Here is a 14,899-nt window from a genome sequence, read left to right on the forward strand (position 1 = left end):
GCTTATCAATAATACGCCGTCTCACTTGCTCACCGCTTCACAAATTACCTTTGCCATGTAATCTATCATTTCATCGTCCATACCGGGATAAACGCCAACCCAAAATGTATCTTTCATAATCCTGTCAGTGTTAGGCAGACTGCCAATAACCCTGTACCCTTCTCCGCTTTTCCTCATTTGATCAAAACAAGGGTGCTTAATTAAGTTTCCCGCAAAAAGCATTCTGGTCTGAACGCCTTTTGCTTCAATATATGAAACAACTTCATTTCTGTCTGTACCATTTTTACATGTAATTAAAAATCCGAACCAGCTTGGGTCTGAGTTCTCGCACGGTTCAGGCAGAATCAGCTTGTCGTCCACACCTTTAAGCGCATTTTTAAGCCTGTTAAAATTATGCTTCCTTCTTTCGACAAACGAAGGGAACTTTTCAAGCTGCGCACATCCAACAGCCGCCTGCAAATCCGTTGCTTTTAAATTATAACCAAAATGTGAATAAACATATTTATGGTCATATCCCAACGGAAGCTCTCCGTACTGTCTGTCAAACCTATGCCCGCAAAAATTGTCAACCCCTGATGGGCATGAACAGTCCCGTCCCCAATCCCTTAAGGATCTGATTATTTTATTGAGAAGAGGATTGTTTGTATAGACGGCGCCCCCTTCTCCCATGGTCATATGGTGCGGCGGATAAAAGCTTGACGTTCCGATGTCACCAACAGTTCCTGTAAACATTTCCTTCCCGTCCAGCATATATTTCGATCCGAGCGCATCGCAATTATCCTCTATCAGCCACAAGTTATATTTATCACAAAACTCCTTAACGGCTTTTAAATTAAAAGGATTTCCTAAAGTATGAGCCACCATAACTGCCTTTGTTTTATCTGATACGGCTTTTTCAAGCATAGAAACATCAATATTATACTGCGGTATCGTAACGTCAACAAAAACAGGGACAGCCCCGTATTGAATAATCGGAGTCGCTGTAGTTGGAAATCCTGCCGCAACAGTAATAACTTCATCCCCGCGATTAACGGAACGTTCTCCCAACAATGGGGACGTAAGCGCCATGAAAGCATTCAAATTAGCGCTGGAACCGGAATTTACAAGACTGCAATATTTTACTCCAAGATACTCCGCCAACTTTTTTTCAAATTCATCCGTATATCTTCCGGACGTAAGCCAAAATTCAAGAGAACTGTCGACAAGATTAATCATTTCAGCCTTGTCGTATACCCTGGATGCATAAGGAATTCTCTGTCCTTCCTTAAATCCTTCTTTTTTATGATATTTATCGCAATATTCGCCAACATACTTTAAAATTTCACTTCGGGCTTGTGTTTCCGTCATATTTTCAAACATTTTTTTCCTCCAAACAAGCGTAAAACTCTTTTATCTGATTTTCCGTCAATAAATCAACGTCCATATTTTCATGATAACATTTATACCAATCAACTGATTTCTCCACTGCTTTTTCAATATTCCAAGAAGGAGCCCAGCCAAAAACTTTCTTTAGCTTTGAACAATCCAATTTCAGAAAATTGGCTTCATGCGGCCCTTTTGATTCAGCGGCCGTCCATTGTAAATCATTTCCCCACTTTTCACAAAAAAGGCCTACAAGCTTCCCTGTTGACACACAATCATACTCGTCAGGCCCAATATTATAGTATCCTGCATAAGAATAGTCGTTGTATTGCTTTTCCGCAATCATCAGATATGCAAATACAGGCTCAAGCACATGCTGGTATGGCCTTATGGAATAGCGGTTCCTAACTTCAACATTCCTTCCGTTGTATGCGGCCCTTACACAGTCAGGAATAATTCGATCAGCCGCAAAATCCCCGCCGCCTATGACATTTCCAGCTCTTGCAGTAGATACTGCCAATTTTTCACCGCTGAAAAATGAATTCACATAGCTGTGCACGGCAAGTTCGCAGCATGATTTGCTGTTGGAATAAGGATCAAATCCGTCCAGCGGTTCATACTCTCTGTATCCCCATTCCCACTCTTTGTTCATATAAACTTTATCTGTAGTAATAACAACTACAGATTTTGGCCGTTCCGGCATTGTACGGACACACTCCAGTAAATTAACAGTTCCCATTACATTTGTTTGGTATGTGTACAACGGATTTTTATAACTTTCCCTAACAATCGGCTGAGCCGCCAAATGAAAAATAATTTCAGGCCGTTTCTTTTCAAAAACGCTTTTTAAACTATTGTAATCCCTTATGTCTCCTATTATTGAATCTACATTTTCATCTGTTTTTAAAGCTTCAAATAAAGAAGGCTCCGTATTTGGTTCAAGGCTGAATCCTGTAACATGGGCCTTGGCCATAGACAACACTTTGCACATCCATGCGCCTTTAAATCCCGTATGCCCTGTTACTAAAACTCTTTTTCCCTTATAAAAATTTAAGTCCGTTACCATTTTATCCATGGAGCCTCCCCATTTTTAATAAGTTCTTCAAGCTGCATTTTATCTCTCTGCGTATCCATGCATTTCCAATATCCTTTGTGCTTATATGCCATAAGCTGTTTATTCTCAGCAAGTTTTTCAAGCGGTTTTTTCTCAAACACAGTTTCGTCGCCTTCTATATAGCCGAATACTTCCGGTTCAAGAACCATAAATCCGGCGTTAATCATGCTCCCGTCGCTATCGTCTTTTTCACGGAACGCTTCTATTTCATTATTTTCGCCTATTTCCAAAACTCCAAACTTTTGACCCAAATTCACAGCAGTGATTGTCGCAAGTTTTTTATGTTCTTTATGAAATTTAACAAGTTCGCTTATATTTACATCAGAAACTCCATCTCCGTAAGTAAGCATAAATGTTTCATTTCCGATAAATTTACTTACCCTTTTAATACGGCCGCCTGTCATCGTATTGAGACCTGTGTCAACAACAGTAACTCTCCATGGCTCAGAAAACTTTTCATGCACTATCATATTGTTTTCATTGCTGAAATCGAATGTAATATCGCTGTTATGAAGAAAATAATTGGCAAACCATTCTTTAATAATATGCTGCTTATATCCCGCACAAATTATAAAATCATTAAATCCATAGTGGGAATATCCCTTCATGATATGCCATAATATCGGCTTGCCTCCGATCTCAATCATGGGCTTCGGCTTTAAATGGCTTTCCTCAGAAATACGAGTTCCGAATCCGCCGGCTAAAATAACTACTTTCATTAATAACTCCCCCATTAAATTTTTTAATTACTATAAAATATAATGTCCAATCCTTATTCCTTTATTTCATTAAAATAAATCTCAATTCAAAGCTTTGATCCCCATGTAAACGCCTTTTTGTCAATAATCAAATCATATATCCTATCTTATCAAATTAAGAACTGCTGCATACCGAACTTAAATATTGATCATATTTACAAATCAAAAAAAATAATATCCGTTCTATTTTAATATTAAATACTTTCGCCTGACAATAAAGCTTTGTCTATATGTTTTTTACACTGATTACAAAAACAATATAACAAATATTTAAACATATTTCCCGTCACAAGTAACCATATTTTGTAAATTTTTGTTATAATAAATTATACACGAGAATATGTATGCTATCAAGCTTTTTAAAATTATTTAAGATACCCAAACATATATAAAGCTTACTTTACATCTTGATAAATATACATATCCTTAACTTTTATCCTACATACTCAGTCGATTAAAATCCTTCAAAATTAAAATTTTTAAATCTGCATCTACAGAAAATTTTGCCATTCTCTATAACCAATACCCTTGTTATAAGTTTAAAACAAAATTACGATCGGGAAGTATTTTCCGAAATAAACTTATTTCTTCAGCTTCTTATATATTAACAAAATACCGGTTATATCCCCCTATAAATCCTAATAAAACATAAAACCTGCAATAATACAATTCAATAAAAAACGCTTCATTCAGTTAAGATACCGTTCTGTTGTTTACATTCTCAAACATCATATCATACTTTACTTTTATCCTAAATAAATGTTATAATTATTTTCAATATCACTTAATTATTATAAAAATCGATTATTTACATTGAAAACGTATATGTATAAAACTATTAAAAATTACGGCGAAAACCGAAGCTTGGATCCAAAAGGTTCCTTCCCTTCAACTGCATGGAAACTCAGCGCTCAGCTTCCTATAATGAAAAATGAAATGCTCGTGCGCGTAAGCATAATGAACCTTAATGCCGCAAGCTTTAAACAGCTTAGAAAGGAAACGCATGATAACCCCCTAAGCATCGCAAACAAAATAATGAGCATTGTAAAAATGCGCGGCAAGCTACATAATCCCGTTACCAGCACAGGCGGCACGCTATACGGGAAAGTTGACGAGATTGGAACCGGCCATCCCGCTTACGGAAAACTTAATAAAGGAACAGGCATTTCAATACTTATTTCAAGCAAATTTATACCTCTTGTTATAAATAACATCAAAAGTATTAATATGAAAACCGGCCAGCTTGAAATAGACGGATATGCGATTCTTTCCGAAAGATGTATGTACACTGTATCGCCCGACGATATACCGCACCACATACACCATTCGATTATAACCGAGGCCGGACAATGCTATGAATCTGCCCTTAACTGCAAAAGCGGCATTACAACGCTTGTAATAGGAGCAGCGTCAAATACAGGCCTTCTCACATTGTTTGCAGTAAAGAAAAAACTCGGAACAGACGGAAAACTTATCGCAATAATAGATTCTAAAGACGACGCCATGCTTATAAAAAAACTTAATGCCGCCGATGAATACTATATAATAGATATGCAGGATCCTCTAGCCGCTTATTACAAACTTTCAGGCTTTTTGAACGGACAGCTGATTGACTATACAATCGACTGCGAGCATGCGCCGGGTCACGAGGCTCTCAGCGTGCTTATAACAAGGGAGTACGGCACTATATATTTTACGGATCCCGCCGCGTCCGTTTCGGAGGCGGGCCTTGATGCAGAAGGTATCGGAAAAGACATAAATCTGCTTTATTACCGCGGATATATAAACGGCCACGTAGCGTTTTGTGAGGGTTTGCTTCACGAATATCCCCTCCTTAAAGAAGTTTTTACAAAAAGGTACAGCGATAAAAACAAAATTTGTATAATATCCGACACGGGACATTCAGACAACATAGTATATAAGAACCTTGTCATTAACAGCCCCTCAATGAAGGAAATTAATAACATTGTTCGGCACATAGCCCCATATGACACTACTGTGCTTATAACAGGAAGCTCCGGAAGCGGAAAGGAAGTAATAGCCAATCTGATACAACAGCTTTCAATGAGAAAATCTGATAAATTTATAAAAATAAACTGCGCCGCAATATCAGATTCGCTATTTGAATCAGAATTTTTCGGCTATGAGTATGGCGCATTCACAGGCGCTTTAAAAGGCGGCAAAGCCGGATACTTTGAATCCGCCGATAACGGCACCCTGTTCCTTGACGAAATAGGCGAACTTTCACTGGAAAATCAGGTAAAACTGCTGCGAGTCCTTCAAAGCTGTGAAGTTATGCGAATAGGAAGCAACACGGCTGTCAAAGTAAACGTAAGGGTTATAGCCGCTACAAACAAAGACTTATTTGATATGGTCAATAACGGAACTTTCAGAGAAGATCTTTACTATCGGTTAAACGTTATCAATATCCATCTTCCCGCCCTTAAAAACCGTAAAGAAGATATTCGGCCTTTTATAGAGCATTTTGTCGATATTTATAACAATCAGTTTAACATGCATAAGCATTTTTCCGACAGCGCTATCAACCTGCTTACAAAATACGAATGGCCGGGAAATGTGCGTGAACTTGAAAATATGGTGCAAAGGCTTATGCTGTACATAGAGAATGAACGTATTTCAGAAGCAGAAATTTTAAAAGTATGCCCGTACATTGATAAAAAGCTTGTAAATAACAAAGAAGTTTTAAAATATCCCCTCCCTGATGACAATTTAGGAAAAGGAACGGCCGTAAATCCCGAAGAAATTTCATATAGGGAGGCCGCCCAGCATTGTAGGACGACAAGAGAAATTGCCGAATACTTAAACACAAGCCAATCTACAGTAGTAAGGAAATTGAAAAAATACAATATTAAATTAAGATAAATTTTGTAAATATTTTAACGTAATTCAGCTTCGATTTACAAAATAACACACTATAATCGGAAAATTTTTATATAAGCGATATGAAAAGCAGAAAAAGCATGTCGCGGCAGCGAGCCGCCGACTTAGCCGCAACTGCTTTTTTATTTTGCCAAAAAACAACAAGATTATAACTCGCATGAATGATATTGTTTTATCTGCGCCGGATTTAATAAGTTTATATAAATTCCAAGAAATATGTACTCAAAGTTACAGAAACTATCAGTAATTCGATTAAGATTTTGGCATGTTTTTTGCTATATAGAATGTTAGCAAACTGTTTAGTGATTGGCCGATATCAAATAAATCATGTTCTGTTAAGGCAGTTTTATTAAAAGCCGAAAATGGAAAATGAGTAAATTGCTTTTTGATATTGAGTTTATGTTTAGCTTCAGTTTACAAGAGCGCACACGGTTTAACGGACGTTAGCGGCACAATAGCTGTGTTAAAGCCGCTTGCCGTAGTAACCGCTGCGCCTGCCCGTCTTTACCTTGCTCTTGCGCCGCTAACGTCCGCTAAAATTCTCCGACATCACAATGGAAAAATTTTTTGCGGTTCAAGGCGCATATTTGCCGGCATAGCGGCTCCTATGACAAGCATATGCAACACGGAAATGCGTAAAATTTTTCCTTGTGGGGCGTATGCGACCCTGTAAACTGAAGCTATTCATAATAATAAATTTTATTGGAGGGGAACTATTTAAAATGAGAAAAACTGTTTCAAACACAGCTATGGTTTTGCTGGTAATTTTATATCTTGTTGAAGCGTTAACGGGATATTCGGCATCCTGGATAACGGCGGCGGCAGGAGCTGTTGTTCTTGCGCTTAACCTACCGTACATAGGAAAGACGTTCAAGGCCCCGGCATGGATATTTTTTATACTTGGGGCTGTTATCCTTTTAGCGGCAAAGGCTCCTTTAAGCCAATGGGAATATGGTTTTAATTCAATGTTAAAAACAGTCGTTATACTTATTTCGGTACAGGCTGTATCATTGGCTATCGGGAGGGGCGGATATGAGAAAGCCGTATCAGACTGTCTTGGTTCGGGAACCGGCAGCGTATGGTTTTTGTACTGTCTGCTTATGATTATCTCGCACATACTTGCAAGCGTAATGAGCCTTGGTTCCGTATTGGTTATACTTACGGCTGTCCTGCCGGCTGTTCGGGGAAAAATGGATAAAGGAAACGACTTTATAATAAGCGCCGTAACATGCGGGTACTGCACATTATTTTTATGGGCGCCGGGAACGGTAACCGTATTGATGAGTATGCAGGTATTTGAAATTGGATGGCAGGAATATTTTGCGCCTGCTTTTTCTCTCGCAGTTTTCGGTATTTTGCTGGGAGCCTTTGTATCATGGTTTCCATGTCACGGAAAAAAACTAAGCTCCGACGTTTCAGGCAAAAAGATTGATATAAAAGCGATAAGGAAAATAGGCGAGCTTGCGCTTGTAATGGCAATAATAGTTATCGGAATAGGCATATTGGAGAAGATAGGATTCAGTACGTCTATAGGGAGGCTGTTAATAGTCACAATTTTATCGGCTGTTATGTGGATTATTTTTCAAAAAGGAAACAGCCCGTTAAAAGAGGCGCCCGTTGAATGGTGGAACAAAAAACTTCCGTCAAACGGGGATCTTGCCGCTTTTTTTCTTTCAATGGGTGTGTTTTCGGCAGCAATTTCATATACGGGAATTGAAAATATCATGATACGGATCGGAAATTCATATCCGATGCTGTTTCAGACAGGAGCCGTCTGGTCATTGCCGCTTACTATTGTTTTCTTGTCTTTAATAGGAATACATCCGTTTGTGTCCGTTTTAATGATTGGGCCTATTATGGCTGGTATGGAACTGCCTTTTTCAAATCTTCAGATGGGGCTTTCAATGAGCCTTGGCTGCTGTATATCTTATATGGTTTCCCCATTTGCAGGGCTGATACTGACATTATCGAACGGGCTCAAAGAAAAGCCAATACATATTTGCTTTAAAGTGAATCTTTTATTTGCCGTTATTTATTATGTTTCAGCAGAAATGTTAATATTATTTTTGTTTTCCTAATCTAAGCCGGATCTGTCTGATCCGGCTTTGGTATTTTAAGATATTGTCATAAAAAATAATCAAAGCAGTCTTAATATGTTGTCTAATTTATTATTTTAATAAATACGGATGACGAAATTACTGCCACAGAATACATATGGCAATGATATTTATTGTATATAAAAATCCAATACTAAATAACGCCTCGGCATTAACTCGGAATAAACTGACTCAAATGAGTCATGCGATTCAATATATGACTCAAAAAAGCGATTAGTTTTAAAATATATACATGCTTTTTTATATACAGATTATATAAATACAAATGATTATTAATAGGCATATTTACCAAAAAAATTATAAATTTAGTTTGGCATGCTTCTTGCTATATATTTAAGCAGGCCAAATAAATGAATAACTGTCAGGCAAATTTATTTTTTTACACGGCAGTTTTCATTTTTATCAAACAGGCTGTTTAGGCCGGCAAAATTTGAATTAAACAGGAGGTAGAATTTTATGAAAAAAACTCACAGGACATTGGCTATGGCTTTAACAGTAATGGCAATATCCCTTACAGGGTGCGGCGCCGTAACAAATAAGCCTGCCGCAGACACTGCTGGAAACACGGAAAGTTCAGGAGAAACGTCCGGATCGGCTGAAGAAGGTTCAGAGGCGGAAATTAAGATTATTATGGGGCATGAAGGGAACGACGATTTGCCGGATGGAATTCTTTCTTTAAAATTCAATGAACTTATTGAGGAAAAAAGCGGAGGAAGGATCAAAGTCGATTATAAGTCCAATGGCATGCTTGGCGACGAGGATGAACTTTTACAGCAGGTAATGAACGGCTCAATTCAGGCGGCCTGCATATCCACAAGTACGTTTTCCGATTATACCGATACGCTGGACGCACTTCAGCTGCCATTCTTATACGACAGTTACGAACAGGAGAAAACGGCGCTTCAAAGCGATGAGGCCCGGGCGCTTTATAAAGAGGTTGAAGAATTAAATGTAAAGATTACGGACGTTGTGGAGATAGGCAGCCGTCAGTTTGCAAACAAAATACGCCCTATCACTTCCATGGAGGATCTTAAAGGCATAAAAATGCGTATTGTGCCTTCAACACTGCTCAGCAACGTTGCCTCGGCTATTGGAATGACAAGCACTCCCGTTGCGTACAGCGAGATATATTCAGGCCTTCAGTCCGGCGTTATTGACGGCGAGGAGATCAACTTTATTTCTATAGTAACAAACAGCCACGACGAAGTTCTTAAATATGTATCCGTAATAGATTTTTACTCATTCCCGTCGGCGCTCTCGTTCAATCTTGACTGGTACAACAGTTTAAGCGCCGAAGATCAGGCGCTTATAGCAGAGTGTTCGTCAGAAGCTATGAATTACGCAATGGATCAATGCGGGCAGATAGAAAATGACGCTGTTCAGACATGTATTGACAGGGGGCTTGAAATTAACTATATCAAGGACGACGAAAAACAGAAATTTATCGATGCATGCAACGGGATATATGAAGACTATATTTCAAGAAGCGACACAATCAAAAACTATGTTGAATATGTAAAGAATATGTAGCTGTTTGTGGCATTAAAGAGGAAGGAGGCGCGGGAATGGAGAAAATCGGAGATAGCCTTGAAAAAGCGATCAAATATACTATCGTGGTACTTATGGGGATTATGATTATCACCACGATTATATCGGTAGGACAGAGATATATTATCGGAAGTGCGTTTAATTGGACCGAAGAACTTGACAGCTATATTCTCATATGGTGTACGTTCCTAGGAGTCGCTGTCAGCTACAGGCATATGGATCTCGTATTTTTGGATTTGTTTGTCAAAATGCTTCCGAAACGGGCTAAAAACGCTGTAGCATTAGCCGTACATTTAGTGTGCCTGGCATTTATTGCGTATATTTTCGTTACATCACTACAGTATGGATTGTCGCCTGCTATTTTTATGAGGAAATCAACTACGTTAAGGTGCTCTATGTTTGTACCGTTTGTATGCATACCGTTAAGTATGTTTTTAATGATACTTTTTAACTTTGAATTATTGCCTAAGCTTATCAAAGACTGCTTTCCAGGCAAAGCCAAAGAGGAGGTGTGACGGTTTTGGTATTCTTACCGATAATTACATTTATAGTGTTAGTAATAGTTGGCTGCCCGTTTGCATTCATAATGGGGCTTACCGGTTTTGCCCATCTGTTTTCGATAGGATACGACGGAATTGCAAATATTTTATCGCAGAAGATGTTCTACGGAATAAATACGTTCAGTTACACTTGTATAGCGTTTTTTGTATGCGCGGGACAGATAATGAACAAAGGAGGCGTTACACAATCCATAGTAGATGTGGCTCAGGAGTTCATCGGATTTAAAAAAGGCGGGCTTGCATATGCCGTTATAATTGTCGGAATGGTTCTGGCCGCAATACTGGGTTCTTCAAACGCCGTTGCCGTAATACTTTGCTCCATCATGGTTCCTGCAATGGTGTCCAGCGGTTACGACAAGGAATTTGCGGGCTGTACGATAGCAAGTTCGGCTATACTGGGCGTTATTATACCTCCGAGTATAGATTTTGTTATCTATTCCGTGCTTACGGGGATATCCGTAAAAAGGATGTTTGTGGCCGGTATTGTACCAGGAATATTTTTAGGCCTGTGCTTTATGGCCGTTGTATATTTCACGGCGAAAAAAAGGAACTACCCTAAATATCGCGAGCATTTTTCGGGAAAAGACGCTGTCCGCGCTCTTATAAAAGGGCTTCCGGCTTTATGCGTGCCGATAATCATTGTAGGCGGCGTTATGGGCGGCTTGTTTACAGCCACTGAATCAGGGGCCGTTGCGTGCCTTGCGGCAACAATACTCGGCTTTATAAATAAAAAGCTTAAAATTAAAGACTTTGTGGAAATATTTGCAAGCAGCGGCATAGTTACCGCCGGTATAATGCTTATTATTTCGATGGGCAATATTCTTGCGTGGTCGCTTGCTTATGATAACGTTCCTACAAGGCTTGTTGAAGGAATTTTATCAATTACTACAAACGGAAACCTTGTAATGCTTCTTATAATACTTTTGCTTTTTGCTGTAGGCTGTGTAATGGAAGCTTTTGCGGCGCAATTAATATTAATTCCAGTACTTGCTCCTTTAGGCGAGGCAATGGGGTACGATCCTGTCCACTTTGGAATTATTATCATAATAATGCTTACTATAGCTCTTGCAACGCCTCCCGTCGGTATGCTGCTGTTCACGACTTCCAAAGTGGCGGATATAGAACTTAGCAAATTGAATAAAGGTATATGGAAGTTTGTGCTGGCAGGACTTATAGGGACGCTGATATTGGCATATACGCCTATTTTAACTACGTTTCTGCCAAATCTGCTTTACGGTTCGGTTTAAAACTATTCAAGGAATACAATGGCGTTATTTATCGCCAAAGGAGGTAAAAAATGAGCTTGGAAACTGCTTTACAGGGATTATGCGATCTGCATATACATGCGGGGCCGTCGATTTCCAGACGATCCGTCGATTCGTGGGAAGTATATGAAGAGGCAATTAAATACGGATTTAAAGGGCTGGTGATTAAAGACCACTACTTCCCTACAATGATGAGCGCCGAACTTGTCCAGAAACATTTGGGAGAGGAAAAGCTTAAAATTTACGGCGAAATTGTGCTTAATAATGCCCAAGGCGGGCTAAACCTTAAAGCCGTAGACGCGGCGTGCGGTATGGGTGTGAAAATCGTGTGCATGCCTACCGTTTCGGCTAAGCGCCATATCAGACAGTATGAGGGCCGTACATTTGTAGGCGGCGGAAAGGAGAGCGTTCCGGAAAAGCCGATATATTATCTTGATGAAAACGGCCGGCTCAAACCGGAAGTAATTGATATTTTAGATTATATTGCACATAAATCTGACGTTATACTTGCTACGGGTCACGGTTCTCCGGCTGAAATAGACGCTTTAATTGAAGAGGCAGTTAATAAAGGCATAAAAAGGATACTTGTAAATCACCCCTTCTGCCTTGTCGACGCCTCTCTTGAGCAGATGATTAAATGGGGAACGAATGGAGCGATGATCGAACTTAACGCCTGCGATATTGACCCTATATCAAATTTTGCCGACGGGGATCTCAACATAGTTGGGGAAATACTTAAAAATATACCGGCAGAACAAATAGTAATAGATTCGGACTATGGTCAAAACGGAAATATCAAACCTGTGGAAGGACTGCTTCATTTTGCGGAGTTCCTTGCAGAAAAATACGGGGTTGATAAAGATTTTATTCATCAAATCGGCGTTGTCAACCCGGGATGGCTTTTAGGATTAAACAATAAATAAACATTTAAATATTATTAAAAAATCAAATAAACGGAGGAGATTTATTATGAAATTATGCAGTTTTAACGTAGGAGAAATTAACCGTATAGGCGTGCTTATGCCAAACGGTCAGGTAGCAGACTGCAATTATGCATATGCGGCTTATCTTGTAAACAGGGGCGTGTCCAATCCTCAGAAACGCGCCGATATAATTGTTCCGTCTGAAATGATTCCAATGATTGAATGTGGTGAAGACGGCAAAAATGAACTCAGGCTTGCTATGGCGTATATTGAGGCAAATCCGCAAGCGAAAGGCCCTTGCGGCGAACGTATTTTATATAACTGCGAAGATATCCATTTTCGTGCGCCTGTTCCCAATCCTGAAAAGATTTTTTCAATGGCTATAAACAATAAGTTTGAATTTGAACGCTGCATCAAGCCGGAAGGCCCGGCGCATCCTCTTTATTTCAGCAAATATAATTCATGCCTTTGCGGCGCATACGACGATATTGAAATTCCCGATATAGGCATTGTCGGCACGGAGGTTGAAATGGTGTTTGTTATCGGCAAGGGAGGAAAAAATATACCTGAAGCAAAAGCCCGCGATTACATATACGGTTTTACATGCCATAACGATATTACCGCTTTTACACTGCGCATTGAACGCGAATGGCTCATATGCGTAAACGGAGAAGGACATCAGGAAAAAGTTATGTATCCGGGGCGTTACAAATGCTTTGATACATTTGCGCCTATGGGTCCTTGGCTTGTCACCGTTGACGAGCTTTCAATAGACGATGCGTTTAACCAACGCATGGAGGCATATCTGGACGACAAAAAAATGCAGGAAGGTTCTACAGACGAAATGCTTTTCAGGGTGGATTATATGATCCCATATCTAAGCCGGGCGCATACATTAAAGGCAGGAGATCTCTGCTCATGCGGAACAGTTATTTCGTTTAATGAAAAAGAATTTGACAACGCCGATCTTAGATCCTACAATGGAAAAGTTTTGGAGTCGTATATTGAGCACATAGGAACAATGAAAAACCATATTAAAGCAATATAAAGCGGCAAATAATGTTTAGATTAACGGCATAATATCGGCTTTGCCGTATCGTATATACTCTATTGGATACGGCTGCCGCATATTTGATAAAATGCATAATACATATCGTAAGGAGAAGAAATGAGAGAAGCGGTAATCGTATCAATGGCAAGAACGCCGGTCGGTAAAGTCGGGGGAGCGCTCTCCTCTATAACTGCCGCCGATCTTGGCGCTGTTGCTATAAAAGAAGCTGTAAAAAGAGCGGGAATTGACCCGCATACAATAGATGATGTAATATTCGGCAACATACTTAACAGCGATTGGCAGAATATCGCCCGCGCATCGGCTCTTGCGGCTGGACTTCCTATGGAAGTACCGGCAATAAAGGTGGATCGCGAATGTGGCTCCGGAGCAAATGCAGTTGCGTTTGGAGCCATGGCAATACAGTCCGGTTTTTATAACGTCGTTGTTGCCGGCGGGGTTGAGAGCGATTCGACAAGACCGTGGATTATGGCAAAACCCAAAAAAGCTTTCCAGGTACCGTGCCCCGAAATGTTTTATGATCCGCCAAGCGTTACCGATGAAATAGGCGAATGTCCTATGGTTGATACCGCCCAGAATGTCGGTGAAAAATATAACATGTCGAGAACAGAGTGCGACGAATTTGCACTTAGATCCCACGAACTTGCAGAAGCGGCATGGAACAGGGGTTTTTTTAACGAAAGCATTATAGAAATAGAAGTCCCGCAAAGAAAAGGAAATACTATAAAAATTAAAAAGGACGAAACCATTAGGCCTGAAACAACTATGGAATCTCTCGGAAAACTTAAGCCTGTGGCTTATAGGGGAGATCTTGTAACTGCCGGAAACAGTTCGCCATTGTGCGACGGCGCGGCGGCTTTGGTGATTATGGAAAAGGAAATTTCAACTAGGCTGGGGCTTAAACCCATAGGAAAAATAACGGGCTATGCTGTTGCGGGCGTACATCCGCATTACATGGGAACGGGGCCGATGTCCGCGACTCCTAAAGTCCTTAAAAAAGCCGGCAAAACTATAAAAGATATTGATATTATTGAAATTAATGAAGCATTTGCTGCACAGGCGGTTCCCTGCTGCCGCGAGCTTGGCTTTGATATGGATATTGTTAATGTTAACGGAGGCGCAATAGCTCTCGGTCATCCAATGGGAGGAACAGGCGCAATACTTACAATTAAGGCTTTAGACGAGCTCCGCGACAGAGGCGGAAAAACCGGGCTTATTACTATGTGTATTGGCGGCGGGCAGGGAATAGCCATGCTTGTTGAAAACTGCAGATTATAATATT

Annotated in this window: 11 protein-coding genes; 8 read left to right on the plus strand and 3 right to left on the minus strand. The window is 39.9% G+C overall.

Features of this window, described 5'->3' with window-relative positions; translation table 11 throughout:
* Positions 1 to 21: 21 nt before the first annotated feature.
* From rfbH to rfbF, 3 genes are read right to left on the minus strand one after another with little or no spacing between them, the layout of a single operon-like run.
* Complete coding sequence (rfbH, locus tag NE664_02850) at positions 22 to 1,359, minus strand: lipopolysaccharide biosynthesis protein RfbH (protein MCQ4725600.1); 1,338 nt, start codon at positions 1,357 to 1,359, stop codon at positions 22 to 24.
* Positions 1,352 to 2,437, minus strand: coding sequence for a CDP-glucose 4,6-dehydratase (gene rfbG, locus NE664_02855; GenBank protein MCQ4725601.1), 1,086 nt, complete (start codon positions 2,435 to 2,437; stop codon positions 1,352 to 1,354). Before rfbG ends, rfbH begins: the two co-directional genes overlap by 8 nt.
* A complete protein-coding gene (gene rfbF / locus NE664_02860) occupies positions 2,422 to 3,195 on the minus strand; it encodes a glucose-1-phosphate cytidylyltransferase (GenBank protein MCQ4725602.1) in 774 nt (257 codons plus the stop codon). Before rfbF ends, rfbG begins: the two co-directional genes overlap by 16 nt.
* Before the next feature lie 903 nt (positions 3,196 to 4,098).
* Between rfbF and NE664_02865 the strand changes: the two genes are divergently transcribed.
* From NE664_02865 to NE664_02900, 8 genes are all read left to right on the plus strand, one after another.
* Positions 4,099 to 6,117, plus strand: coding sequence for a sigma 54-interacting transcriptional regulator (locus tag NE664_02865; protein MCQ4725603.1), 2,019 nt, complete (start codon positions 4,099 to 4,101; stop codon positions 6,115 to 6,117).
* A 740-nt stretch (positions 6,118 to 6,857) separates the two neighbouring features.
* Positions 6,858 to 8,213 (plus strand): hypothetical protein, encoded by a 1,356-nt coding sequence (locus NE664_02870; GenBank protein MCQ4725604.1) that lies wholly within the window; start codon positions 6,858 to 6,860, stop codon positions 8,211 to 8,213.
* A gap of 495 nt (positions 8,214 to 8,708) precedes the next feature.
* Entirely contained in the window at positions 8,709 to 9,782 is a 1,074-nt protein-coding gene (locus NE664_02875; GenBank protein ID MCQ4725605.1) for a TRAP transporter substrate-binding protein, read from the plus strand.
* A gap of 35 nt (positions 9,783 to 9,817) precedes the next feature.
* A complete protein-coding gene (locus NE664_02880) occupies positions 9,818 to 10,315 on the plus strand; it encodes a TRAP transporter small permease (GenBank protein MCQ4725606.1) in 498 nt (165 codons plus the stop codon).
* A 5-nt stretch (positions 10,316 to 10,320) separates the two neighbouring features.
* Positions 10,321 to 11,607 (plus strand): TRAP transporter large permease, encoded by a 1,287-nt coding sequence (locus NE664_02885; protein MCQ4725607.1) that lies wholly within the window; start codon positions 10,321 to 10,323, stop codon positions 11,605 to 11,607.
* 50 nt (positions 11,608 to 11,657) lie between these two features.
* Positions 11,658 to 12,548, plus strand: coding sequence for a DUF6282 family protein (locus NE664_02890; GenBank protein MCQ4725608.1), 891 nt, complete (start codon positions 11,658 to 11,660; stop codon positions 12,546 to 12,548).
* 46 nt (positions 12,549 to 12,594) lie between these two features.
* On the plus strand, positions 12,595 to 13,596 hold the full coding sequence (locus NE664_02895) for a fumarylacetoacetate hydrolase family protein (protein MCQ4725609.1): 1,002 nt from the start codon (positions 12,595 to 12,597) through the stop codon (positions 13,594 to 13,596).
* A gap of 120 nt (positions 13,597 to 13,716) precedes the next feature.
* Positions 13,717 to 14,895 (plus strand): thiolase family protein, encoded by a 1,179-nt coding sequence (locus NE664_02900; protein ID MCQ4725610.1) that lies wholly within the window; start codon positions 13,717 to 13,719, stop codon positions 14,893 to 14,895.
* Positions 14,896 to 14,899: the final 4 nt, after the last annotated feature.

It is taken from the genome of Anaerotignum faecicola, from assembly GCA_024460105.1.
GTDB lineage: Bacteria > Bacillota > Clostridia > Lachnospirales > Anaerotignaceae > JANFXS01.

Bases quoted from the DNA above. Each gene is read 5' to 3' on its own strand.
- NE664_02870 (MCQ4725604.1), top strand. From the start codon at position 6,858: ATGAGAAAAACTGTTTCAAACACAGCTATGGTTTTGCTGGTAATTTTA.
- rfbH (MCQ4725600.1), bottom strand. From the start codon at position 1,359: ATGTTTGAAAATATGACGGAAACACAAGCCCGAAGTGAAATTTTAAAG.
- rfbG (MCQ4725601.1), bottom strand. From the start codon at position 2,437: ATGGATAAAATGGTAACGGACTTAAATTTTTATAAGGGAAAAAGAGTT.
- NE664_02880 (MCQ4725606.1), top strand. From the start codon at position 9,818: ATGGAGAAAATCGGAGATAGCCTTGAAAAAGCGATCAAATATACTATC.
- NE664_02895 (MCQ4725609.1), top strand. From the start codon at position 12,595: ATGAAATTATGCAGTTTTAACGTAGGAGAAATTAACCGTATAGGCGTG.
- rfbF (MCQ4725602.1), bottom strand. From the start codon at position 3,195: ATGAAAGTAGTTATTTTAGCCGGCGGATTCGGAACTCGTATTTCTGAG.
- NE664_02875 (MCQ4725605.1), top strand. From the start codon at position 8,709: ATGAAAAAAACTCACAGGACATTGGCTATGGCTTTAACAGTAATGGCA.
- NE664_02890 (MCQ4725608.1), top strand. From the start codon at position 11,658: ATGAGCTTGGAAACTGCTTTACAGGGATTATGCGATCTGCATATACAT.
- NE664_02900 (MCQ4725610.1), top strand. From the start codon at position 13,717: ATGAGAGAAGCGGTAATCGTATCAATGGCAAGAACGCCGGTCGGTAAA.